The sequence below is a fragment of the Zestomonas carbonaria genome, from assembly GCF_904061905.1.
Taxonomy (GTDB): Bacteria; Pseudomonadota; Gammaproteobacteria; order Pseudomonadales; family Pseudomonadaceae; genus Aquipseudomonas; species Aquipseudomonas carbonaria.
The window spans coordinates 24,235-45,192 of record NZ_CAJFCI010000039.1 but is presented as its reverse complement, the minus strand read 5'-3'; the positions used below and the strand labels follow the sequence as shown (position 1 = coordinate 45,192).

Below are 20,958 nucleotides of genomic sequence, written 5' to 3'. Positions count from 1 at the left end.
CCCGGCAACGCAAAAAACTTCGCGAGTAGAGAACTAAGCGTCCCCCCTCACTCCTGCGTGTTTATGAAGCCGCCCTCATTGGATCCCCGCCACTAATGCGGGGACCCAATAAACAGCCACGTAGCCCGGATTGGATCCGGGCTACTCGTCTGCTTTTGTAGGAGCCAGCTTGCTGGCGATGCTTTGGCGTTGCCGGTGATCGCGCGCATGGCGCGCTCCTACAGGCCGGCATTGAGGTTGACCTGTAGGATCGGCGGGGACGCCCAGTTCCATGGCCGCGAAAAAAGGTTTGACGCAGAAGGTGCATGGCCAGAACCCTGTCCAGCCTCCAGCCTCCAGCCTCCAGCCTCCAGCCTCCAGCCTCCAGCCTCCAGCCTCCGTTCTACCGGCGCAATGCTTCCAGCAGCGCGGCATTCGGATAGCCGTCCGCCGGCCAGCCCAGTTGTTGCTGGAAGCCACGGATCGCCTTGCGGGTGTTGGCGCCGATGATGCCGTCGGCGGCGCCCGGGGAGAAGCCGCGCTGGGCCAGGAGTTCCTGCAGCTCGACCCGTTCGCTGCGTCCCAACTGGCGGTCGCTGCGTGGCCAACTGCCCTGCAACTGGCTGCTGCCAGTGGCCAGGCCGTCGGCGAGCAGGCCGATGGCCAGGGCGTAGGAGGTGGAGTTGTTGTAGCGCAGGATGCTGCGGAAGTTGTTCAGCACCAGGAAGGCCGGGCCGCGATGGCCGGCTGGCAGCAGCAGGGCGGCGCTGGCATCGGCCGGCGCGTTCGCGTTGGCCTTGACCGGCTTCACGCCCAGCGCCGCCCACTGCGCCAGGCTGCGACGCTCGTCCGGGTCGGCCAGGCCGTAGTCGAAACCTTCCGGCAGGCGCACCTCGAAGCCCCAGGGCTGGCCGGGTTGCCAGCCGGAGTTGCCCAGGTAGTGGGCGGCCGAGGCCAGGGCGTCGGCCGAGGAGTTCCACAGGTCGCGACGGCCGTCGCCGTCGAAGTCCACGGCATGCTGGTTGTAGGTGGTGGGGATGAACTGGGTCTGGCCCATGGCGCCGGCCCAGGAGCCGACCAGCCGCTCGGGAGCGATGTCGCCGTGCTGGAGGATCTGCAGGGCGGCCAGCAATTGCTCGCGCCAGAACGCCTGGCGGCGGCCTTCGTAGGCCAGGGTGGCGAGCGAGCGGATCACGTTGTAGTCGCCGATGTGGCTGCCGAAGGCGCTTTCCATGCCCCATACCGCCACCAGCACTTCCTTGGACACGCCATAGCGCTGCTGGATGCTGTCGAGGGTGGCGCGATGTTCGCCGAGCAGCCGGCGGCCGCGTTCGAGGCGGGCCGGCGAGACGGCGCTGTCCAGGTATTCCCAGACCGGCCGGGTGAACTCCGGCTGGCTGCGGTCGGCGGCGATCACTTTCGGGTCGGGGGTGACTCCGGCGAAGGCGCGGTCGAACAGCTTGGCGTCGATACCGGCGGCCAGTGCTTCGCGGCGCAGTTGGTCGCGCCAGTCGGCGAAGCTGAGGCTGCTCGGTTGCTGGACGATGGACTGCGAAGCCGGCGTTACCGTCGCTTGCTTGGTCGGCGCGGGAGGCGTGCTGGGCGCGGGAGTCGGGGCTTCTGCGGTGTCGCTGGCGCAGGCGCTGAGCAGGCCCAGGTGAAGCGTCAGGGTTGCGCAGGCCAGGGTGCGCAGGGGGTGTTTCGGCATGGGAAATCTCGTCGCGGTGTTGCCAGCCGCCACCTTACCATGCCCGAACGGGATTTCAGGCCGCCAGAAACGAAGAAGCCTCCCAACGGTGGGAGGCTTCGCGGCGGTAACTGCCCTTGCCTTTCTTCGGTGTTTCCCTGCGACAGCGGAACAGCGGCTGGGCGACCAGGGACTTGGCCTTGTTCGGGCCGTTTGCGGATTTCTTGGCCATGACGATCTCCGTGATTGGGCCTGCACGGTGCAGGCGCGCGGAGCATGCGCCGTTGGTGAAAAAATGTCCAGCCGGGTTGATTCGCACTAGAGGCAGAATGTGTAGGAGCGGGCCATGCCCGCGAATCGCGCGCATGGCGCGCTCCTACGATGTCTTATAGCGCCAAGCGCTTGCCGGCCAGCGACAGGGTCAGGCGACTGAGGCTGGTCCAGGGATCGCCGGCGGCCTGGCCCTTGATCTGCGCGTCGATGTTCTGGGCGTCCCGCAGCAGTTGGCCCCAGCGTGCCGCCGGGTGGCGTTGCAGGGCCTTGCCGAGCAGCGGGCGGCGCTTGTCCCAGACTGGCGGGCGGGCGGAGGAGAAGGCCTTGTCCAGCGGTACGCCCTGGGCGTGCTGGTGGGCGATGCCGGCCAGCAGGCGCAACTCGCGGGCCAGGGCCCAGAGCACCACCGCGCTTTCCACCCCTTCGCCGCGCAGACCCTCCAGGGTGCGCAGGGCGTGGGCGGGTTCGCCGTTGAGGGCGGCGTCGATCAGCCCGAACACGTCGAAGCGGGCGCTGTCGGCCACCGCCGCCTGTACCGTGGCGGCATCCACCTGGTTGCCCTCGGCGAGCAGCTTGAGCTTCTCGATCTCCTGGGCGGCGGCCAGCAGGTTGCCTTCCACCCGCGCGGCGATCAGGTCGACCGCTTCCGGGGTGGCGGCCAGGCCGGCCTGGGCCAGGCGCTGGCGAATCCATTGCGGCAACTGGGCGACCTCGACCGGCCAGATCTGCACGAACTGCGCCTGTGGGCCGTCGATCAGGGCCTTGGCCCACTTGGTCTTCTGCGTGCTGCCATCCAGCTTGGGCAGGCTGATCAGCAGCACGGTGTCTTCCGGCGGCCGGCTGAGATACTCCAGCAGCGCCGCGGTGCCCTTGTCGCCGGGCTTGCCGTTGGGGATGCGCAGTTCCAGCAGGCGCTTCTCGGCGAACAGCGACAGGCTGGCGCCGGCTTCGTAGAGCAGGCCCCAGTCGAAGTTGGCTTCGGCGTTGAACACCTGGCGCTCGCCGTAGCCGTGTTCGCGGCAGGCGGCGCGGATGGCGTCGGTGGCTTCCTGGCAGAGCAGCGGCTCGTCGCCGCTGATCGCGTAGACCGGTGCCAGGCTGCCTTGCAGGTGCTTGCCGAGTTGTGCGGGGCTGAGTTTCATGGCGGGAAGGCGGGGAGCCCGTTGGCGGGCTCCCGGGGGCCGTTACTGGATCGGCAGTTGCAGCGGCGATTGCTGCGGCTGGGCGGCGCGGGCGCGCTGCGCCGCTTCCGCCGCCTCGGCATCCGCCTTGGCCTTGGCTTCGGCGTCCTGCTGCAACTGGTCGAGCTGGGCCGGGGTGATCAGGCGCAGGCGCAGGGCCAGTTGCTGGACCAGGTCGCGGCGCATCTCGCCACGCAGTTGGTCGGCTTCCTGGCCGGAACCGATCAGGTTGTTGTCGTCCTGCACGTAGACCTTGCGGACTTCCAGCTTGTCGGTACTCAGCAGCAGGTTGTTGGCGCCGCGCAGTTCGTAGTCGAGCCCGAGGGTCAGTTCGAGTTCGGCGCTGCGCGCGTTGGTGGTGTAGCTGGCGGTGCGCCTGGACTGGCTCTCGCGCGCCAGCACCAGGGTGTAGGGCGCGCCCGGGTAGACCTTGACGTCGTTGTTCTCCAGCACCTCGCGGACTTCCCTGACGGTGTCGCCGTAGGTGTTGCGCGCGGTCAGGTTCAGCTCCTTGAGGGCGAACTGGGTGTCGCCGGTGCCGCGCAGGTGGAAGCCGCAGGCCGAGAGCAGAGCGGCCAGGCCGATTACCATCAGATTCCGTTTGAGCATCGTTGTTATCCCCTTAGAACCATTTGCCGGGCGCCCGCTCGGGCGGGCGCGGCCGCCTTCAGTTGGCGACGATGTTGACCAGTTTACCGGGCACCACGATGACCTTGCGGATCGTCAGGCCTTCGGTGAAGCGCAGCACGTTCTCGTTCTGCCGCGCCGCCGCCTCGATCTCTTCGCGACTGGCGCTGGCCGGCACTTCGATATGCCCGCGCAGCTTGCCGTTGACCTGCACCACCAGTTGCAGGCTGTCCTGCACGAGGGCGGATTCGTCCACCTGCGGCCAGGTCGCGTCGATGATCGCGCCGTCCTTGCCGAGGCGCTGCCACAGCTCGTGGCTGATGTGCGGGGTGATCGGCGCGAGCAGCAGGGCCACGGTCTCCAGGCCTTCCTGCAGCAGGGCGCGGTCCTGTTCGCTGGCGGTCGGGGCCTTCTCCAGCACGTTCATCAGGGTCATCACCTGGGCGATGGCGGTGTTGAACTTGTGGAACTGGCCGACATCGATGCTGGCCTGCTTGATGGCCGAATGGATGGCGCGGCGAACGGCTTTCTGCTCATCGTCGAGCGCGGCCTTGTCCAGCGCGCCGGGCAGGCCGGCGCCGACATGGCTGTGGGCCAGGCGCCAGACGCGGCGCAGGAAGCGGCTGGCGCCTTCGACGCCGGAGTCCGACCATTCCAGGCTCATGTCCGGCGGCGAGGCGAACATCATGAACAGGCGGCAGGTGTCGGCGCCGTAGGCATCGATCATCGCCTGCGGGTCGACGCCGTTGTTCTTCGACTTGGACATCTTCTCGGTGCCGCCGATCTCGACCGGCAGGCCGTCGCTCTTCAGCCTGGCACTGACGATCTTGCCCTTGGCGTCGCGCTCGACTTCCACGTCGGCCGGGTTGAACCAGTCCTTGCCGCCGTTCTCCAGCACGCGGTAGTAGGTCTCGGCCACCACCATGCCCTGGGTCAGCAGGTTCTTGAACGGCTCGTTGGAGCTGACCAGGCCCTCGTCACGCATCAGCTTGTGGAAGAAGCGCGCGTAGAGCAGGTGCAGGATGGCGTGCTCGATGCCGCCGATGTACTGGTCGACCGGCAGCCAGTGGTTGGCCGCGGCCGGGTCGACCATGCCCTGGTCGTAGTTCGGCGAGGCATAGCGGGCGAAGTACCAGGAGGACTCCACGAAGGTGTCCATGGTGTCGGTTTCGCGCTTGGCCGCGCTGCCGCATTTCGGGCAGGTGCACGCGTAGAACTCGGGCATCCTGGCCAGCGGCGAGCCGGCGCCGTCCGGCACCACGTCCTCGGGCAGCACCACCGGCAACTGGTCTTCCGGGACCGGCACGTCGCCGCAGGTGTCGCAGTGGATGATCGGGATCGGGCAGCCCCAGTAGCGCTGGCGGCTGATGCCCCAGTCGCGCAGGCGGAACTGGGTGCGCGACTGGCCGAGGCCCTTCCGGCGCAGGGCCACTTCGATGGCGTCGAAAGCGCCGGGGTAGTCCAGGCCGTCGAACTCGCCGGAGTTGATCAGGGTGCCGTGCTCGGCGTAGGCGTCCTGCCAGGGCGCCGGGGTCTGGTCGCCGGCGCTGGTGCGGATCACCGGCTTGATCGGCAGGTCGTACTTGTGGGCGAAGGCGAAGTCGCGCTCGTCATGGGCGGGCACGGCCATCACCGCGCCTTCGCCGTAGTGCATCAGCACGTAGTTGGCGACCCACACCGGCAGCTTCTCGCCGGTCAGCGGGTGCTCGACGAACAGCGGGGTGGGCAGGCCTTTCTTTTCCTGGGTGGCGATGTCCGCCTCGGCCACGCCGCCGCGCTTGCATTCGTCGATGAACGCCTGCAACTCGGCAGCCTTGCCCGCCGGCAGCTTGGCGAGCGCGATGGTGGCCAGCGGGTGTTCGGCGGCCACGGCGACGTAGGTGGCGCCGAGCAGGGTGTCGGGACGGGTGGTGAAGACCTTCAGCGTGCCTTCCTGGCCGATGCTGGCGACGTCGTAGGGGAAGCTGACTTCCATGCCGCGCGACTTGCCGATCCAGTTGCGCTGCATGGTCTTGACCTGTTCCGGCCAGCCGTCCAGCTCGTCCAGGCTGCTCAAGAGTTCATCCGCGTAGGCGGTGATCTTGAAGTAGTACATGGGGATCTCGCGCTTCTCGATCAGCGCGCCGGAACGCCAGCCGCGGCCGTCGATGACCTGCTCGTTGGCCAGCACGGTCTGGTCGACCGGGTCCCAGTTCACGGTGCCGTTCTTGCGGTAGATCACGCCCTTCTCGAACAGCTTGGTGAACAGCCACTGCTCCCAGCGGTAGTAGTCGGGCTTGCAGGTGGTGACTTCGCGCGACCAGTCGATGGCCAGGCCCAGGCTCTTGAGCTGGGCCTTCATGTAGTCGATGTTCTCGTAGGTCCACTTGGCCGGCGCCACCTGATTCTTCATCGCGGCGTTCTCGGCCGGCATGCCGAAGGCGTCCCAGCCCATCGGTTGCAGCACGTTCTTGCCCAGCATGCGCTGGTAGCGGGCGATCACGTCGCCGATGGTGTAGTTGCGCACGTGCCCCATGTGTAGCTTGCCGCTCGGGTAGGGGAACATCGACAGGCAGTAGAAGGTGTCCTTGCCGGGCTGTTCGCTGACGACAAAGGATTGCTGCTGTTCCCAGTGAGCCTGGGCGGCGGCTTCGATTTCGCGGGGCTGATACTGTTCGTGCATGGCTACTGGCGCTAGGAAAAGAGGGTTCGTTCCAGAGCGGGGGACGACACGCCGTTTCGGGCCGCGCCGCGCCGCGCAAGGGACTGCGGGAAACGCCGTAGCATACATGACCGGCCTTGGCGGAGGGAAACCGTTCGCGATCTGCCGTGCGTCGGCGTGACGGCGTGAAACGGGGATCGGAAGCCGGTTGCGGCGGACGCGCCCGGGCTGCGGCACAATACGCGGCCTGCTGCGGCCGCGGCAGGCCGACAGGGAGCGTCTCGTGAAAAGAATTCTGATCATCGGTCCCGGCGGCAGCGGCAAGAGCACGTTGTCCGCGATGCTGGGCAGGCGGCTTGCGATACCTGTCATCCATATGGACGCCCTGTACTGGCGGCCCGGCTGGGTGGAGCCGGAAAGACCGGACTGGCAGGCTTGTGTGGAAGCGCTTTGCCAGCGCGAGCAGTGGGTGATGGACGGGAATTATTCCGGCACGCTGGCGCAGCGCCTTGCCGCCTGCGACACCGTGATCTTCCTGGACCTGCCGCGCCTGCTTTGCCTGTGGGGCGCACTATGGCGCGGTTTCCGCTATCGCGGCCGGACGCGACCGGACATGGCCGAAGGTTGTCCCGAACAACTGCCCAGCCTGGAGTTCCTGGGCTGGATCTGGAATTACCCGAAGCGCAGCCGCCCCAAGGTGCTGGAGCTGCTGGAGGCACACGGGCAGGGGCGGCGCATTATCCGCCTGCGTTCGCGCCGCGAGGTCAGGCAGTTTCTCTTGGATGTGGATAAAAACGCCGGAACGCACGCCTTGAACTGCTCTGGCCCGTAGGCCGGCACTCGGCCGAAGTCCGCGCCGCGCCCGCCGTTGGTCGCGGCGCGTGGTCGGTTGCGAGGCGAACGCTAAGCTTTTCCACAGGGGTGGCAGGGTTCGGCCCCGACGAGGTGCGTGGATGGGCGAGTTGCGGCGAGTGGAAGTGGAAGGCGGCCTGTACGAACGGTTGTTACAGCGTCTCGCCCTGGCGCTGGAGGAGGCCGAAACGGCCCAGCGGTGGCGTGACGAACGGCCTGGAGAGCTGGAGTTGCGGGGCTTGAGCTCGGCCGAGGTGGCCCTGATCAATGCCTACCTGGATCATGACCTGAGCTGGTTGAGCGGCTGGCACGCCGCCGCCGAGGAACTGGCTCTGATCGAACGGCGCGCGCTGCGTCCGTTGCGGCCGCAGCGCAATGGCGTGCGCGCCGGCGCCGCCAGGACGCCGGGCGTGAAGTCGTCGCTCAAGCGACGACGCCAACTGTGTTGTGCCCTGTGTGGTACGCCGGCCAACTGGCAGCCGGGGCTGGGCGTGCAGGGATGCGAGACCTGCGGCTCGCAGCTTTTCCGGACCCAGAAGCCCCGGTAGCTCGCGGTCGAGACAAAGCCCTAAACTCGGGCACCCTGGAGGTGCCCGATGTTCATTCGCTATATCGTCAAACAACTGATCCTGCCGCCGGGCGGCCTGCTGCTCCTGCTGCTGGCCGGCTGGTGGCTGCGCCGGCGTTTCCCGCGCCTGGCCGCTGCCTGTTTCGTGCTCGGCTTCGGTGGGCTGTGGGTAATGAGCCTGCCGGTGGTGGTCGAGTGGTCGGCGCGTGCATTGGAGACCGAAGCGCCGCTGCCGGAAAGCCGCTGGCCGGAACTGGCGCGGCAGGCCGATGCCATCGTGGTGCTCGGCGCCGGCCGCGACGTGGATGATCCGGGCTGGGGCGGCGACCAGCCGGGATTCATGGCGATCGAGCGGATGCGCTACGCGGCACGGCTGGCCAAGGCCAGCGACTTGCCCGTGCTGACCAGCGGTGGCCTGCATTTCGGCGTGCGTCCGCCCAGCGAGGCGGCACTGATGGCCGACAGCCTGGCGCGCGACTTCGGTGTCGAGGTGCGCTGGCGGGAGGAGGGCAGCCGCACCACCTGGGAGAACGCCCGCGACAGCGCGGCCATCCTGCGACCGGCCGGTGTCCGCCGGGTGGTGCTGGTCACCCAGGCGAGCCACATGCCGCGAGCGCGCTGGTGCTTCGAGCAGGCCGGCCTGGAGGTGATCGCCGCGCCGATGGGCTTCATGGGCACCCCCAACGAACGCCCCGGTGGCGGCTGGCTGCCGGAGAGCCGGGCGGTCTGGCAGAGCGGGGTGTTGCTCAACGAGGCGGTGGGGAGGTTGGTCTATCCGTTGGCCTACGGCCAGCCGTAAGCTTCAAGCCACAAGCGGCAAGAAAGAGCGGTACGGGGCGCTTGAAGTCGCCCGCACAGTGACTTGCTTGCAGCTTGCAGCTCAAAGCGTCTTCGCCATCCTGCTGGCCAGCAGCGCCCAGGCGAACAGCAGTGCGCAGAGGATCGCCAGCGGCCAGCCGCGCCATTGCAGGTAGGGCGTCAGTTGCTGCATCGGCACCACTTCGCCGTACAGCACGCCTTGCTCGAACTGGGGAATGCGTTCGGTGATCTGCCCGAAAGGGTCGATCAGCGCGGTGACGCCGTTGTTGGTGGCGCGGATCATCCAGCGTCCGGCTTCGAGGGCGCGCATCTGCGCCATCTGCAGGTGCTGCAGCGGGCCGATCGAGGTGCCGAACCAGGTGTCGTTGCTCACCGTCAGCAGCAGTTGGCTCTGTGCCGCCAGGCCGGCGGCGAATTCCGGGTAGACCACTTCGTAGCAGATGTAGGCGGCGACGGCGTAGCCCTTGGCCTGTAGCAGCGGCTGGTCGGACGAGCCCCGGGCGAAGTCGGACATCGGCAGGTCGAAGAAGGCGATCAGGCCGCGCAGCACCTCCTGCAACGGCACGTATTCGCCGAACGGCACCAGCTTCTGCTTGAGGTAGGTGCCTTCGCCTTCACCGATCACGGTGATGCCGTTGTAGTAGCGCTTCTCGCCCCGTTCGTTGGGCTGGCGGATCGGTACGCCGGTGATCAGCGCGGCCTTGCGGTCATGGGCGAAGCGGTCCATCACGCCGAGGTAGCCTTCGGCGAATTCCTTGAGCACCGGTACGGCGGTTTCCGGCCAGACGATCAGGTCGGTCGGGCGTGCGCGGAAGCTCATGTCGCGGTACAGCGCCAGTTGCGATTCGAGCTGTGCCGGGTCCCATTTGAGTTGCTGGGCGACGTTGCCCTGGATCGCCGCGACGCTCAGCGGGGCACCGGCGGGAACGGTCCAGGCGTGGCCCTTGAGCAGCAGGCCAGTCAGCCAGGGACCGGCGAGCAGCGCCATGCCGACGCCGAGGAACAGCGGCCGGGCACGCAGCCGCGCCAGGTTGACCAGCAACGCGGCGGTCAGCGCCAGCACGAAGGAGATCAGCCACATGCCGCCGACCGGTGCCAGGCCGGCGAGCGGGCCGTCGAGCTGGCTGTAGCCGGCGTACAGCCAGGGGAAGCCGGTGAGGAACCAGCCACGGAAGGCTTCCTGGGCCAGCCACAGGGCGGCGAAGGCCAATGCGTCGGCCAAGGGCGCTTCGTTGCGGCGCAGCCAGCGCGACCACAGCCAGGCGGGCAGGGCGAAGAAGAACGCCACGCCGGCGCAGAAGCCGACGGTGAGGAAGGTCGCCAGCGGCGCGGAGGCGGAGCCGTAGTCGTGGATGCTGACGTAGATCCAGCTCGTGCCGGCGAGGAACAGGCCGAAGCCGTAGCACCAGCCGCGCCACAGCGCCTGCTTCGGTGCCAGGTCGCGCAGGCCGAGGTAGAACAGGGCTAGGGACAGCAGGGCCAGCGGCCAGTAGTCGAAGGGAGCGAGCGCCAGGGTGGTCAGGGCGCCGGCGGCCAGCGCCAGCAGATTGCCCGGCCAGCCGGGGTGGGTGATCCAGCGCATCGTAAGTCCTTGGATGGAGGGTCAGGCGGGCAAGGGTAATGGATGCGGCGTGGGGAGGGGAGTGCCGAGGTGTTTATTGGGGCCCTGCGTTCGCGAGGACGACGGTGGACACCTTGTCATTCCCGCGAACGCGGGAATCCAGTGAAGGTTTCCTGGGCAGGGTGGGGTGAGCGAAGCGATACCTGTCGGCTGTTGGGGGGGGCGCCCCGACTCCGCTCCCTCACCCCAGCCCTCTCCCAGGGGGAGAGGGAGCCTCCGTGCGGGTGGATGCGAAAGCGACATCCGCCCTCCCTTCCGAAGAGCCTCAGCGCTCCAGCGGCGTCAGGCGCAGCAGGTGGATGCGGCGGCTGTCGGCGCTGAGCACGCGGAAGCGGAAGTCGCCGACCTCGGTGATCTCGTTGCGCTTGGGCAGGTGGCCGAAGGCGTTCATCACCAGGCCTCCGACGGTGTCGAACTCGTCGTCGCTGAAGCTGCTGTCGAAAGCTTCGTTGAAGCTGTCGATCGGCGTCAGCGCCTTGATCAGGAAGTCGCCGCTGGGCAGCGGCTTGATGTAGCTGTCTTCCTCGACGTCGTGCTCGTCCTCGATGTCGCCGACGATCTGCTCGAGCACATCCTCGATGGTCACCAGGCCGGCGACGCCGCCGTACTCGTCGATCACCACCGCCATGTGGTTGTGGTTGGCGCGGAACTCGCGCAGCAGCACGTTGAGGCGCTTGGACTCCGGCACGAAGGTGGCCGGGCGCAGCAGGTCCTTGACGTTGAAGCCGTCGTTGTCGCCTTGCAGGATCAGCGGCAGCAGGTCCTTGGCGAGAAGGATGCCGATCACGTCGTCGGGGCCTTCGCCGATCACCGGGAAGCGCGAGTGGGCGGAGTCGATGATCGCCGGGAGGAATTCGCGCGGCGTCTGGTTGGCCTTGATGATCACCATCTGCGAGCGCGGCACCATGATGTCGCGAACTTGCAGATCGGCGACCTGGATGGCGCCTTCGACGATCGACAGCGCTTCGCTGTCGAGCAGTTTGTTCTGGTGGGCTTCGCGCAGCAGCTCGAGGAGCTCCTGGCGGCTTTTCGGCTCGTGGGCAAAGGCCTGGGTGATTTTTTCCAACCAGGACCTGTGCCCGTTGCTCGATCGATCTTCGCTCATATATCCGTGCTCAGTGGCTTCTTATTCGTCATCGCGATAGGGGTCGGGGTGGCCAAGTTCAGCCAGCAATTCTCGTTCCAGGGCTTCCATTTCCTCGGCCTCCTCGTCCTCGAGGTGGTCGTAGCCGAGCAGGTGCAGGCAGCCGTGGATCACCAGGTGCGCCCAGTGCGCTTCCGGCGCCTTGCCCTGCTCGGCGGCCTCGCGCTCGACCACCGCCGGGCAGATCACCAGATCGCCGAGCAGCGGGATGTCGAGCATTTCGTCGGGGATGTCGGCGGGGAAGGACAGCACGTTGGTGGCGTAGTCCTTGTCCCGGTAGGTGCGGTTCAGCTCGCGGGCTTCCGGCTCGTCGGCCAGGCGGATGGTCAGCTCCGAGTCGCCCTCGCGCTGGCGCAGGGCGAGTTCGCACCAGCGCTGGAACAGGGCGGCCTCGGGAACGCTCGCCGTGGTGGCGAGCTGCAGGTCCAGCTCAACCATCCTGGCGTTCCGCCTCGTCGTCGACCTTGCCGTGCTGGCGGTTGTCGTGGCGCTCGTAGGCTTCGACGATGCGCTGGACCAGCGGGTGGCGCACCACGTCCTTGGGCTTGAAGTGGGTGAAGGAGATGCCCGGCACCTTGTGCAGCACGTCGATCACGTGGGTCAGGCCGGAGCGCGTGCCGCGTGGCAGGTCGACCTGGGTGATGTCGCCGGTGATCACCGCCGTCGAGCCGAAGCCGATACGGGTCAGGAACATCTTCATCTGTTCCATGGTGGTGTTCTGGCTTTCGTCGAGGATGATGAAGCTGTTGTTCAGCGTGCGGCCGCGCATGTAGGCGAGCGGCGCCACCTCGATCACCTGCTTCTCGATCAGCTTGGCCACCTGGTCGAAGCCGAGCATCTCGTACAGCGCGTCGTAGAGCGGGCGCAGGTAGGGGTCGATCTTCTGCGAAAGATCGCCGGGCAGGAAGCCGAGTTTTTCGCCTGCCTCGACCGCCGGGCGCACCAGAAGGATGCGGCGGATCTGCTCGCGCTCCAGGGCGTCGACCGCGCAGGCCACCGCCAGGTAGGTCTTGCCGGTGCCGGCCGGGCCGATGCCGAAGTTGATGTCGTGCTCGAGGATCGCCTTGACGTAGCGCTGCTGGTTGGCGCCGCGCGGGCGGATGCTGCCCTTGCGGGTGCGCAGCGTGACGCTGGTTTCGACGCTGGGATTGACCAGTTCCTCGATGCCCGACTCCTGCAGGAACAGGTGCACCAGATCGGGCGACAGCTCGGTGGCTTCGGTTTCGCGGTACAGGCGCAGCAGCAGTTGTTCGGCGGCCTTGGTCTTGTCGCTGGCACCGATCAGTTCGAACTGGTTGCCACGGTTGCGGATCTCGATGCCCAGGCGCTGCTCGATCAGGCGCAGGTGCTCGTCGAATTGTCCGCAGAGATTGGCGAAGCGGCGGGACTCGAAAGGTTCGAGGAGGAAGCGAAGCGGTTCTATGGGTGCGTTCAAGGTCGTGTGAGGCCGCCAGTCGGCAGGGTGGTGAATCGAAGAATAAACCCGTGCGCCCCTGCGGGAAAGCAGGGGCGCATGAGCCTTTAGTGCAATCTGTCCAGCAAGGTGCCGCGCAGCGAGTGCGGCAGCGCCTCGTCGATGTGCACGTCGACGAACTGACCGATCAGATGTGGATTGTCGCAGCGGAAGTTGACGATTCGGTTGTTCTCGGTGCGCCCGGTGAGCATGCCGGGGTCGCGCTTGGAGTAGTCGCTGACCAGGATGCGCTGGACGCTGCCGACCATCCGTCGGCTGATCTCGAAGCCCTGCTGGTTGATGCGCGCCTGGAGGATTTGCAGGCGCTGCTTCTTGACCTCTTCCGGGGTGTCGTCGACCAGGTCGGCGGCCGGCGTGCCGGGGCGCGAGCTGTAGATGAAGGAGTAGGAGAAGTCGAAGCCGACGTCCTCGATCAGCTTCATGGTCTGCTCGAAGTCCTTGTCGGTCTCGCCGGGGAAGCCGACGATGAAGTCCGAGCTGATGCACATGTCCGGCACCGCCGCCTTCAGCTTGCGGATGCGCGACTTGTATTCCAGCGCGGTGTGGTTGCGCTTCATCGCCGCGAGGATGCGGTCGGAACCGGCCTGCACCGGCAGGTGGACGAACTTCACCAGCTCCGGCACCTCGGCATGGGCGGCGATCAGCGCGTCGGAGAACTCCAGCGGGTGGCTGGTGGTGTAGCGGATGCGGTCGATGCCGTCGATCGCCGCGACCACGCGGAGCAGTTCGGCGAAGTCGCAGATGCGTCCGTCGTGGGTGGCGCCCCGGTAGCCGTTGACGTTCTGGCCGAGCAGGGTCACTTCGCGCACGCCGTTCTCGGCGAGGTGGATGATCTCGGCGAGCACGTCGTCGAGCGGGCGGCTGACTTCCTCGCCACGGGTGTAGGGCACCACGCAGAAGGTGCAGTACTTGCTGCAGCCTTCCATCACCGAGACGAAGGCGCTGGGGCCGTCGACGCGCGGTTCGGGCAGGCGGTCGAATTTCTCGATCTCGGGGAAGGAGATGTCCACCTGTGGCGCGCGGGTGGTGCGCGCGGCGTCGATCATCTCCGGCAGGCGGTGCAGGGTCTGCGGGCCGAACACCACGTCGACGTAGGGTGCGCGCTCGCGGATCGCCGCGCCTTCCTGGCTGGCCACGCAGCCGCCGACACCGATCACCAGGTCCGGGTTGGACTGCTTCAGCTCACGCCAGCGGCCCAGTTGGGAGAACACCTTCTCCTGGGCTTTTTCGCGGATCGAGCAGGTATTGAGCAGGATCACGTCGGCTTCCGCCGGGTTCTCCGTGACTTCCAGGGCCTGGTGCTCGCCCAGCAGGTCGACCATGCGCGAGCTGTCGTACTCGTTCATCTGGCAACCGTGGGTTTCGATGTAAAGCTTCTTGGTCATGCGGGGTTATCAACTGATTCGCAGGACCGCGCATTATAGTGGCCAGGCGGCGTGCTTCCTAGCGTTGCGCGTCGGAAGCCTGTGCTATGATTCGCGCCCCCTTTTTTGCAGTGCCGTTCCCGTCATCCATGAGCAAGAGCGATCCCATCTACAAGGTCATTTTCCTCAACCAGGGCCAGGTGTACGAGATGTACGCCAAGCAGATCTTCCAGAGCGAACTGTGGGGGTTCCTGGAAGTGGAGGAGTTCGTCTTCGGCGAACGCACCCAGGTGGTCGTCGACCCCAGCGAAGAGAAGCTCAAGGCCCAGTTCGAAGGCGTGATACGCAGCTTCCTGCCGATGCATTCGATCATCCGCATCGACGAGGTCGAACGGCTCGGCGTGCCGAAGATCAGCGAGGCCAAGGGCGGCGGCAACGTGATGCCGTTCCCGATGCCTATGCCGGATAAGGGCAGCTAGAAGCGGCAAGCCTTAAGCTGGAAGTAAAGGTTTGGTGGGACAGTCTTCATGCTGATTTGCTTCCAGTTGTGGCCTCTGGCCGCAAATCGCGCGCATGGCGCGCTCCTACAGGTGGTGTCCGTCGATGCGGCTGTAGGATGGGTGCAACCCATTGGCTTTGGCTTGTAGCTGCTTTATCAGGGCAGCGGATCGAACGGCGTGGCGCCGTCGGCGGTCTGCAGTTCCTGGAGGTAGCTGCGGAAGATCTGGCCGAGTACCCGGGTAGCGATTTCCAGCTCGTCACTGCGCATCTGTGCGGCCACCAGGTCGGCGCTGTCCATGGCGTCGTCGGCGCCGTTCACCGCGGCCATCTTCAGCACGATGTAGGCCTGCACGTTGTTGGCCTTCACCCCTTCGCCACGGAAGAACATCATGCCCAGGCGTTCCTGGGCCAGGGCGTGGCCGCGTAGCGAGGCCTGCTCGAACCAACTGAGGGCCTTGCTCAGGTCGCGTGGGGTGCGCTGGCCGTCGTAGTAGAACTCGCCGAGCTCGTATTCGGCCTGGAGGTCGCCTTCCTGGGCGGCTTTCTGGCACTTGGCCAGGGCTTCGGGAAGGTCTTCGGGGGCGGTGTTCAGCGAGCAACGGCCGGTGGCGGGGATCAGCAGGGAATTGCCGCCCGCATTCGCCAGCAGGGGGGAAGTGAGCATCAGGCAGCCCAGAAGCAGGCTGCGGCCGGTGCGGTTCATGGAAATCCAGGCGCCTCAAACAACCGTGCGGGCGGTATGCCCACCGACGAAACGCGTCGGCGTTCACATTATGAGATAAGCCGGGGCTTTCTTACAAAGCCTTTGCGAGGCTTTCTCGTCCAGGCAGCGGGCGGATTCCGGGAGGGCGGCAGCACCCGGGGGGGCTGCCGCGCGGTTTCACTTCAGCGCGGCGAAGGCGCGTTCGGCGGCGTCGAGGGTGATCTTCAGTTCCGCGTCGCCGTGGGCGATGGAGGTGAAGCCGGCTTCATAGGCGCTCGGCGCCAGGTACACGCCGCCATCCAGCATCAGGTGGAAGAAGCGCTTGAAGCGTTCCGCGTCGCTGGCCATCACGTCGGCGAAGGTGACGATGTCGTCGGCGCCGCTGAAGTACAGGCCGAACATGCCGCCGGCCTGGGTGGTGACGAAGGGGATGCCGGCGGCATCGGCTCGCTCCTGCAGGCCTTGCAGCATGCGGCTGGTGTAGTGGGTCAGTTCTTCGTGGAAGCCCTGACGGCCGATCAGGCGCAGGGTGGTGAGGCCGGCGGCCATCGCCAGCGGATTGCCGGACAGGGTGCCGGCCTGGTAGACCGGGCCGAGCGGCGAGATCTGCTCCATGATCTCGCGCTTGCCGCCGAAGGCGCCGACCGGCATGCCGCCGCCGATGATCTTGCCGAAGGTCGACAGGTCCGGGGTCACCCCGTAGAACGCCTGGGCGCCGCCGAGGGCGACCCGGAAGCCGGTCATCACTTCGTCGAAGATCAGCACCACGCCGTGCTTGTCGCAGGCGGCGCGCAGACCTTCCAGGAAGCCCGGCGCCGGCGGCACGCAGTTCATGTTGCCGGCCACCGGCTCGACGATGATGCACGCCACTTCGCCACCGACTTCCGCCAGGGTCTTCTCCACGGCGGCGAGGTCGTTGAACGGCAGGGTCAGGGTGTGCTTGGCGAACGCCGCCGGCACGCCGGGCGAGTTCGGCACGCCGAAGGTCAGGGCGCCGGAGCCGGCCTTGACCAGCAGGCTGTCGGAGTGGCCGTGGTAGCAGCCTTCGAACTTGATGATGCTGTCGCGGCCGGTGTAGCCACGGGCCAGGCGGATCGCGCTCATGGTCGCCTCGGTGCCCGAGCTGACCATGCGCACCATGTCCATCGACGGCACCAGCGAGCAGACCAGGTCGGCCATTTCCACTTCCAGGGCGGTCGGCGCGCCGTAGGAGAGGCCGTGGTCCAGTTGCCGGCGCACCGCGTCGAGCACTTCCGGGTGGCTGTGGCCGAGGATCATCGGGCCCCAGGAGCCGACATAGTCGACGTAGCGCTTGTCGTCTTCGTCGGTGACGTAGGCGCCTTCGGCGTGCTTGAAGAACAGCGGCGTGCCGCCGACGCTCTTGAAGGCGCGGACCGGCGAGTTGACGCCGCCGGGGATGTGCTTCTGGGCGTTGGCGAACAGGGTTTCGGAACGGGACATGGAGGGCCTCTCGAACTCAGGGGGCGACGGCGCCGTCGCCCGGAAACATTCAGGTGAACAGGGCGCTGAAGGCGCGGGCGCGGCGTTCGACCTCGGCGGCGGAGTCGGCGCCGAACAGGGCGTGGATCACCGCGACCAGGCTGGCGCCACGGGCGATCAGGCCGGGCGCGTTGTCCAGGGTCACGCCGCCGATGGCGACCACCGGCAGGGCGAAGCGCATGGCGGCCTGGTCCAGCAATTCCGGCGTGGCGGCCGGAGCGCCGGGCTTGGTGTTGGAATTGAAGAAGCGCCCGAAGGCGATATAGCTGGCGCCTTCCGCGACCGCCCGTTCGGCCAGTTCCAACTGCGCGTGGCAGGTGGCGCCGATCACCGGGTCATCGCCCAGGCGCTGGCGCGCCGCGCTCAGCGAGCCGTCGCCCTGGCCGAGGTGCAGGCCGACGCCGAGGCGCGCGGCCAGTTCCAGGTCGTCGTTGATGATCAGCGTGGCGCCGTGGCGGGCGCACAGCTCGGCCAGCGCCGAGGCTTCGTCGAAGCGGCGGGCGGCGTCGGTGGATTTGTCGCGGTACTGGAGCAGGCGCGCGCCGCCTTGCAGGGCGGCTTCGACGTAGGGCAGCAGCTTGCCGCCTTCCAGCAACTGGCTGTCGGTGATGGCGTACAGGCCGCGCAGCGTGTTCATCACGAACAGAAGTCCAGCGGCAGGCGGCGCGGCACGAACTGGCCGTGGCCGGGCTGCTCGGCGTCGCGCAGGGTGCGCCAGGTGTAGGCGAGCGCCGATTCCACCGCGCTGGGCAGGTCCTCGCCCAGCGCCAGGCGGCCGGCCAGGGTGCTGGCCAGGGTGCAGCCGGAACCGTGGTAGCTGCCCGGCAGGCGCGCGCAGGTGAAGGTGTGCCGGCTGCCGTCGCGGGAATACAGGCGGTTGTGGACCTCGGTCTCGTCGCCGTGGCCGTCGGTGATCAGCAGGTGCTGGATGTGCGGGAGCAGCTTTTCGGCGCATTCGTCGGCGCTGCCTTCCGGCAGTTCGGCGAGGATGCGCGCTTCCGGCAGGTTCGGCGTGGCGATGGCGGCGACCGGGAACAAGCGTTCGCGGATCGCGTAGCCGACCTCGTCCTTGCCCAGCGCGCCGCCGCCGCCGGCGCGCAGCACCGGGTCGCAGACCAGCGGCACGCCGGGCAGCGACTGCATGAGTTCGAGCACGGTATCGACCATTTCCACCGAACCGAGCATGCCCAGCTTGACCGCGGCGACCGGCAGGTCGGCGATCACCGCGCGGGCCTGGGCGAGCACCCAGTCGCGGTCGAGCACGCGGAAGTCGGTGACGTTGACGGTGTCCTGCACGGTCAGCGCGGTGACGGTCGGGGCGGCGTGGCAGCCCTGGGCGAGCAGGGCTTCGATATCCGCCTGGAGGCCGGCGCCACCACTCGGGTCGTGGCCGGACAGGCAGAGAACAACGGGGCGGGAGCTATAGGTAGTCATGGTGCGCGAGCTTAGCATTTTTCCGCTTTCGCGCGACGATTTCGACTGCCGGGTCAGCTCTCCGCCGGGCGGTTGCTATGCTAGAGTTCGCGTCTTCCAACAAACGCCTTGCGCGGCCTTGCCGATAACGAGAGTGGGGGCTCTCTGGTGTGGTCCGACGGGGCTCTGCGGGGCACGATGCGCTACGGCTTGTTTCTACTCCTGTCTCTGCTGGCGAGCCTGGCCGGCGCTGTCGAATTCGACGAACACACCCGTCACCTGTCGCTTGGCCGGCACCTGGACGTCTTCGAGGACGTGCGTGGCGAGGCGACCATCGAAGAGATCCTGTCCCCGGCCCTGCAGGGCAGCTTTCGCCGTCTCGACCGCGACGTGCTGAATGCCGGCTATTCGCGCTCGGTGTTCTGGCTGCGCCTAGACCTCAGGTTCCGGCCGCAGCAGTCGCGCGGCCAGCAGGCCTGGCTGCTGGAGCTGGCCTACCCGCCGCTCGACCATGTCGACCTCTACCTGCCCGACGGCCAGGGCGGCTTCCACCTGGCCCGGCGCACCGGCGATGCGCTGCCGTTCGCCAGCCGGGAGATCCGCCAGAACAACTACCTGTTCGAGCTGGAGTTGCAGCCCGACCAGCCGATGCGCGTCTATCTGCGCCTGCAGAGTCAGGGCTCGGTCCAGGCGCCGCTGAGCCTGTGGTCGCCGACCGCCTACCTGGAGGCGCAGCCGTCGCGTATCTATGTGCTCGGCATCATCTATGGCGTGCTGCTGGTGATGCTGATCTACAACCTGTTCATCTACCTCAGCGTGCGCGACACCAGCTACCTCTACTACATCCTCTATATCGCCTCGTTCGGCCTCTACCAGGTCTCGGTGAACGGCGCCGGCATCGAGTACTTCTGGCCGAACAATCCCTGGTGGGCCAATGCCGCGACGCCTTTCCTGATCGGTTCGGCGGCGCTGTTCGGCAGCCAGTTCGCACGCAGCTTCCTGCACACCGCCGAGCACAGCCCGTGGATCGACCGTGGCCTGCGCATCATGATGGCCCTCGGCGCGCTGGGCATGGTGCTGGCGCTGACCGCCAGCTACGACCTGTCGCTGCGCTGGACGACCTCGGTGGCGCTGCTGTTCACGGTGGTGATCTTCTCCGCCGCGATCTCCGCCTGGCTCAGGGGCATGCGGGTGGCGCGCTACTTCATCATCGCCTGGAGCGCCTTCCTGCTCGGTGGCATCGTCAACACCCTGATGGTGCTCGGCTACCTGCCCAACGTGTTCCTCACCATGTACGCCAGCCAGATCGGCTCGGCCATCGAGGTCGGCCTGTTGTCGCTGGCGCTCGCCGACCGCATCAACGCCATGAAGGAGGAGCGCGCGCGCATCCTGCTTGAGTCCGGCCGCAAGCTGGAGGCGCTGAACCAGGAACTGGCCAACAGCAACCGGCTCAAGGACGAGTTCCTGGCCACCGTGACCCATGAGCTGCGCACGCCGATGAACGGGGTGATCGGCTCGCTGGAGCTGATGCAGACCCTGCCGCTGGACGCCGAGCAGGATCAGTACCAGAAGACCGCGGCGAGTTCGGCGCGCGACATGATGCGCATGGTCAACGACATCCTCGTGCTCACCGAACTGCAAGCCGGCAAGCTCTATCCCCGGCGCGAGATATTCAGCCTGCGCGCGCTGTTCGACGGCTTGCGCGGCCAGTTCGCGCCGCGCGCCGAGGCCAAGGGGCTGGCCTTCGAGCTGGAGCTGGCCGACAGCCTGCCGGACACCCTCGAGGGCGACGGCGCCAAGCTGAGCCAGAGCCTCGGCTACCTGCTCGACAACGCCATCAAGTTCACCGCGCGCGGGCAGGTGCGGCTGCGCGTGCGTCCGGCCGAGGCGCGCCAGGGCCAGTTGCCGCTGTGCGTCGAGGTGATCGACAGCGGCATCGGCTTCTCCGCGCCGGCCGACGACCGGCTCTACCAGCGCTTCCACCAGCTCGACGGCTCGATGACCCGCGAGTACGGCGGGCTGGGCATCGGCCTGGCGATCTGCCGGCAACTGGTCGGCCTGCTCGGCGGCACCCTGTCCCACGAGTCGCGGCCGGGGCAGGGCAGCCGCTTCCAGTTGCGCGTGCCGCTGGCCCTGCCGCCGCAGGCCCCGCGAGTCAGCGTGCAGCGCCCGCGCGGGACGGCCGTGCGCCGGCCGGAGGACTGCACCGTGCTGGTGGTCGAGGACAACGCCATCAATCAGTTGGTGACCCGCGGCATGCTGCTCAAGCTCGGCTACCGGGTGCGCTACGCCGACAACGGCGCCGAGGCGCTCGAACTGCTCCGCCACGAGTCGGTGGACGCGGTGCTGCTGGACTGCCAGATGCCGGTGATGGACGGCTTCGCCACTTGCCGCGCGTTGCGCGCCCTGCCCGGTTGCGAGCGACTGCCGGTGCTGGCGATCACCGCGCACAGCCACAGCGGCGACCGCGAGCGCTGCCTAGCCGCCGGGATGAGCGACTACCTGGCCAAGCCGGTGAAGTTCGAGGCGCTGCGGGAGTTGCTGCACGACTGGCTGCTGTGCCGGACGGTCGATGGAGCGCGGGCGTAGCGGTGCCCCCGATGGCCCCACG

The 20,958-nt window shown here is 67.4% G+C and carries 19 protein-coding genes; 5 read left to right on the top strand and 14 right to left on the bottom strand.

The features are described 5' to 3' along the window. Window positions 1–382: 382 nt before the first annotated feature. From PSEWESI4_RS09530 to leuS, 5 genes are all read right to left on the bottom strand, one after another. On the bottom strand, window positions 383–1,687 hold the full coding sequence (locus PSEWESI4_RS09530) for a lytic murein transglycosylase (RefSeq protein ID WP_187670967.1): 1,305 nt from the start codon (window positions 1,685–1,687) through the stop codon (window positions 383–385). Window positions 1,688–1,742: 55 nt separating this feature from the next. Continuing rightward, window positions 1,743–1,898 carry an alternative ribosome rescue factor ArfA gene (gene arfA / locus PSEWESI4_RS09525; RefSeq protein ID WP_187670966.1) on the bottom strand — a complete coding sequence of 52 codons (156 nt, stop codon included), beginning with the start codon at window positions 1,896–1,898 and terminating at the stop codon, window positions 1,743–1,745. Between the two features lie 154 nt (window positions 1,899–2,052). Continuing rightward, window positions 2,053–3,081, bottom strand: coding sequence for a DNA polymerase III subunit delta (gene holA, locus PSEWESI4_RS09520; protein WP_187670965.1), 1,029 nt, complete (start codon window positions 3,079–3,081; stop codon window positions 2,053–2,055). Window positions 3,082–3,123: 42 nt separating this feature from the next. Continuing rightward, window positions 3,124–3,729 carry an LPS-assembly lipoprotein LptE gene (locus PSEWESI4_RS09515; protein ID WP_187670964.1) on the bottom strand — a complete coding sequence of 202 codons (606 nt, stop codon included), beginning with the start codon at window positions 3,727–3,729 and terminating at the stop codon, window positions 3,124–3,126. Window positions 3,730–3,787: 58 nt separating this feature from the next. Further along, window positions 3,788–6,409: a leucine--tRNA ligase gene (gene leuS, locus PSEWESI4_RS09510; RefSeq protein ID WP_187670963.1), complete on the bottom strand. Its 2,622-nt coding sequence runs from the start codon at window positions 6,407–6,409 to the stop codon at window positions 3,788–3,790. Between the two features lie 262 nt (window positions 6,410–6,671). On the opposite strand from leuS, the gene PSEWESI4_RS09505 reads away from it, so the two are divergent. The 3 genes from PSEWESI4_RS09505 (at window position 6,672) to PSEWESI4_RS09495 (ending at window position 8,607) form a co-directional block, all read left to right on the top strand. Further along, the gene (locus tag PSEWESI4_RS09505) at window positions 6,672–7,220 is read left to right on the top strand and encodes a P-loop NTPase family protein (protein WP_187670962.1); all 549 of its coding nucleotides are present in this window, start codon (window positions 6,672–6,674) and stop codon (window positions 7,218–7,220) included. A 121-nt stretch (window positions 7,221–7,341) separates the two neighbouring features. Then, complete coding sequence (locus tag PSEWESI4_RS09500) at window positions 7,342–7,788, top strand: hypothetical protein (protein WP_187670961.1); 447 nt, start codon at window positions 7,342–7,344, stop codon at window positions 7,786–7,788. 48 nt (window positions 7,789–7,836) lie between these two features. After that, window positions 7,837–8,607 (top strand): YdcF family protein, encoded by a 771-nt coding sequence (locus tag PSEWESI4_RS09495; protein WP_187670960.1) that lies wholly within the window; start codon window positions 7,837–7,839, stop codon window positions 8,605–8,607. 81 nt (window positions 8,608–8,688) lie between these two features. Here the strand turns inward: PSEWESI4_RS09495 and lnt are convergent, their stop codons facing one another. From lnt to miaB, 5 genes are all read right to left on the bottom strand, one after another. Next, window positions 8,689–10,209 (bottom strand): apolipoprotein N-acyltransferase, encoded by a 1,521-nt coding sequence (lnt, locus tag PSEWESI4_RS09490; RefSeq protein WP_187670959.1) that lies wholly within the window; start codon window positions 10,207–10,209, stop codon window positions 8,689–8,691. Window positions 10,210–10,513: 304 nt separating this feature from the next. Beyond that, window positions 10,514–11,353, bottom strand: coding sequence for an HlyC/CorC family transporter (locus tag PSEWESI4_RS09485; protein WP_187670958.1), 840 nt, complete (start codon window positions 11,351–11,353; stop codon window positions 10,514–10,516). Window positions 11,354–11,374: 21 nt separating this feature from the next. Beyond that, entirely contained in the window at window positions 11,375–11,830 is a 456-nt protein-coding gene (gene ybeY / locus PSEWESI4_RS09480; protein WP_187670957.1) for an rRNA maturation RNase YbeY, read from the bottom strand. Next, window positions 11,823–12,827 (bottom strand): PhoH family protein, encoded by a 1,005-nt coding sequence (locus PSEWESI4_RS09475; RefSeq protein WP_187670956.1) that lies wholly within the window; start codon window positions 12,825–12,827, stop codon window positions 11,823–11,825. The genes ybeY and PSEWESI4_RS09475 overlap by 8 nt, the downstream gene beginning before the upstream one ends. A gap of 86 nt (window positions 12,828–12,913) precedes the next feature. Next, window positions 12,914–14,251: a tRNA (N6-isopentenyl adenosine(37)-C2)-methylthiotransferase MiaB gene (gene miaB, locus PSEWESI4_RS09470; RefSeq protein ID WP_187670955.1), complete on the bottom strand. Its 1,338-nt coding sequence runs from the start codon at window positions 14,249–14,251 to the stop codon at window positions 12,914–12,916. A gap of 128 nt (window positions 14,252–14,379) precedes the next feature. On the opposite strand from miaB, the gene PSEWESI4_RS09465 reads away from it, so the two are divergent. After that, complete coding sequence (locus tag PSEWESI4_RS09465; protein WP_187670954.1) at window positions 14,380–14,709, top strand: DUF1820 family protein; 330 nt, start codon at window positions 14,380–14,382, stop codon at window positions 14,707–14,709. Between the two features lie 176 nt (window positions 14,710–14,885). Here the strand turns inward: PSEWESI4_RS09465 and PSEWESI4_RS09460 are convergent, their stop codons facing one another. The 4 genes from PSEWESI4_RS09460 to PSEWESI4_RS09445 all read right to left on the bottom strand — a co-directional run bounded on the left by PSEWESI4_RS09460 (window position 14,886) and on the right by PSEWESI4_RS09445 (window position 18,368). Next, a complete protein-coding gene (locus PSEWESI4_RS09460) occupies window positions 14,886–15,434 on the bottom strand; it encodes a tetratricopeptide repeat protein (protein ID WP_187670953.1) in 549 nt (182 codons plus the stop codon). 177 nt (window positions 15,435–15,611) lie between these two features. After that, a complete protein-coding gene (hemL, locus tag PSEWESI4_RS09455) occupies window positions 15,612–16,895 on the bottom strand; it encodes a glutamate-1-semialdehyde 2,1-aminomutase (RefSeq protein ID WP_187670952.1) in 1,284 nt (427 codons plus the stop codon). Between the two features lie 49 nt (window positions 16,896–16,944). Next, on the bottom strand, window positions 16,945–17,571 hold the full coding sequence (gene thiE / locus PSEWESI4_RS09450; RefSeq protein WP_187670951.1) for a thiamine phosphate synthase: 627 nt from the start codon (window positions 17,569–17,571) through the stop codon (window positions 16,945–16,947). Continuing rightward, window positions 17,571–18,368, bottom strand: coding sequence for a hydroxymethylpyrimidine/phosphomethylpyrimidine kinase (locus PSEWESI4_RS09445; RefSeq protein WP_187670950.1), 798 nt, complete (start codon window positions 18,366–18,368; stop codon window positions 17,571–17,573). The genes thiE and PSEWESI4_RS09445 overlap by 1 nt, the downstream gene beginning before the upstream one ends. Before the next feature lie 177 nt (window positions 18,369–18,545). On the opposite strand from PSEWESI4_RS09445, the gene PSEWESI4_RS09440 reads away from it, so the two are divergent. After that, a complete protein-coding gene (locus PSEWESI4_RS09440; RefSeq protein WP_187670949.1) occupies window positions 18,546–20,936 on the top strand; it encodes a hybrid sensor histidine kinase/response regulator in 2,391 nt (796 codons plus the stop codon). Window positions 20,937–20,958: the final 22 nt, after the last annotated feature.

Excerpts from the sequence above, each read along its gene's own strand:
- PSEWESI4_RS09530 (WP_187670967.1), bottom strand. The coding sequence starts at position 1,687 with ATGCCGAAACACCCCCTGCGCACCCTGGCCTGCGCAACCCTGACGCTT.
- arfA (WP_187670966.1), bottom strand. The coding sequence starts at position 1,898 with ATGGCCAAGAAATCCGCAAACGGCCCGAACAAGGCCAAGTCCCTGGTC.
- holA (WP_187670965.1), bottom strand. The coding sequence starts at position 3,081 with ATGAAACTCAGCCCCGCACAACTCGGCAAGCACCTGCAAGGCAGCCTG.
- PSEWESI4_RS09515 (WP_187670964.1), bottom strand. The coding sequence starts at position 3,729 with ATGCTCAAACGGAATCTGATGGTAATCGGCCTGGCCGCTCTGCTCTCG.
- leuS (WP_187670963.1), bottom strand. The coding sequence starts at position 6,409 with ATGCACGAACAGTATCAGCCCCGCGAAATCGAAGCCGCCGCCCAGGCT.
- PSEWESI4_RS09500 (WP_187670961.1), top strand. The coding sequence starts at position 7,342 with ATGGGCGAGTTGCGGCGAGTGGAAGTGGAAGGCGGCCTGTACGAACGG.
- PSEWESI4_RS09495 (WP_187670960.1), top strand. The coding sequence starts at position 7,837 with ATGTTCATTCGCTATATCGTCAAACAACTGATCCTGCCGCCGGGCGGC.
- lnt (WP_187670959.1), bottom strand. The coding sequence starts at position 10,209 with ATGCGCTGGATCACCCACCCCGGCTGGCCGGGCAATCTGCTGGCGCTG.
- PSEWESI4_RS09485 (WP_187670958.1), bottom strand. The coding sequence starts at position 11,353 with ATGAGCGAAGATCGATCGAGCAACGGGCACAGGTCCTGGTTGGAAAAA.
- ybeY (WP_187670957.1), bottom strand. The coding sequence starts at position 11,830 with ATGGTTGAGCTGGACCTGCAGCTCGCCACCACGGCGAGCGTTCCCGAG.
- miaB (WP_187670955.1), bottom strand. The coding sequence starts at position 14,251 with ATGACCAAGAAGCTTTACATCGAAACCCACGGTTGCCAGATGAACGAG.
- PSEWESI4_RS09465 (WP_187670954.1), top strand. The coding sequence starts at position 14,380 with ATGAGCAAGAGCGATCCCATCTACAAGGTCATTTTCCTCAACCAGGGC.
- PSEWESI4_RS09460 (WP_187670953.1), bottom strand. The coding sequence starts at position 15,434 with ATGAACCGCACCGGCCGCAGCCTGCTTCTGGGCTGCCTGATGCTCACT.
- hemL (WP_187670952.1), bottom strand. The coding sequence starts at position 16,895 with ATGTCCCGTTCCGAAACCCTGTTCGCCAACGCCCAGAAGCACATCCCC.
- thiE (WP_187670951.1), bottom strand. The coding sequence starts at position 17,571 with ATGAACACGCTGCGCGGCCTGTACGCCATCACCGACAGCCAGTTGCTG.
- PSEWESI4_RS09445 (WP_187670950.1), bottom strand. The coding sequence starts at position 18,368 with ATGACTACCTATAGCTCCCGCCCCGTTGTTCTCTGCCTGTCCGGCCAC.
- PSEWESI4_RS09440 (WP_187670949.1), top strand. The coding sequence starts at position 18,546 with ATGCGCTACGGCTTGTTTCTACTCCTGTCTCTGCTGGCGAGCCTGGCC.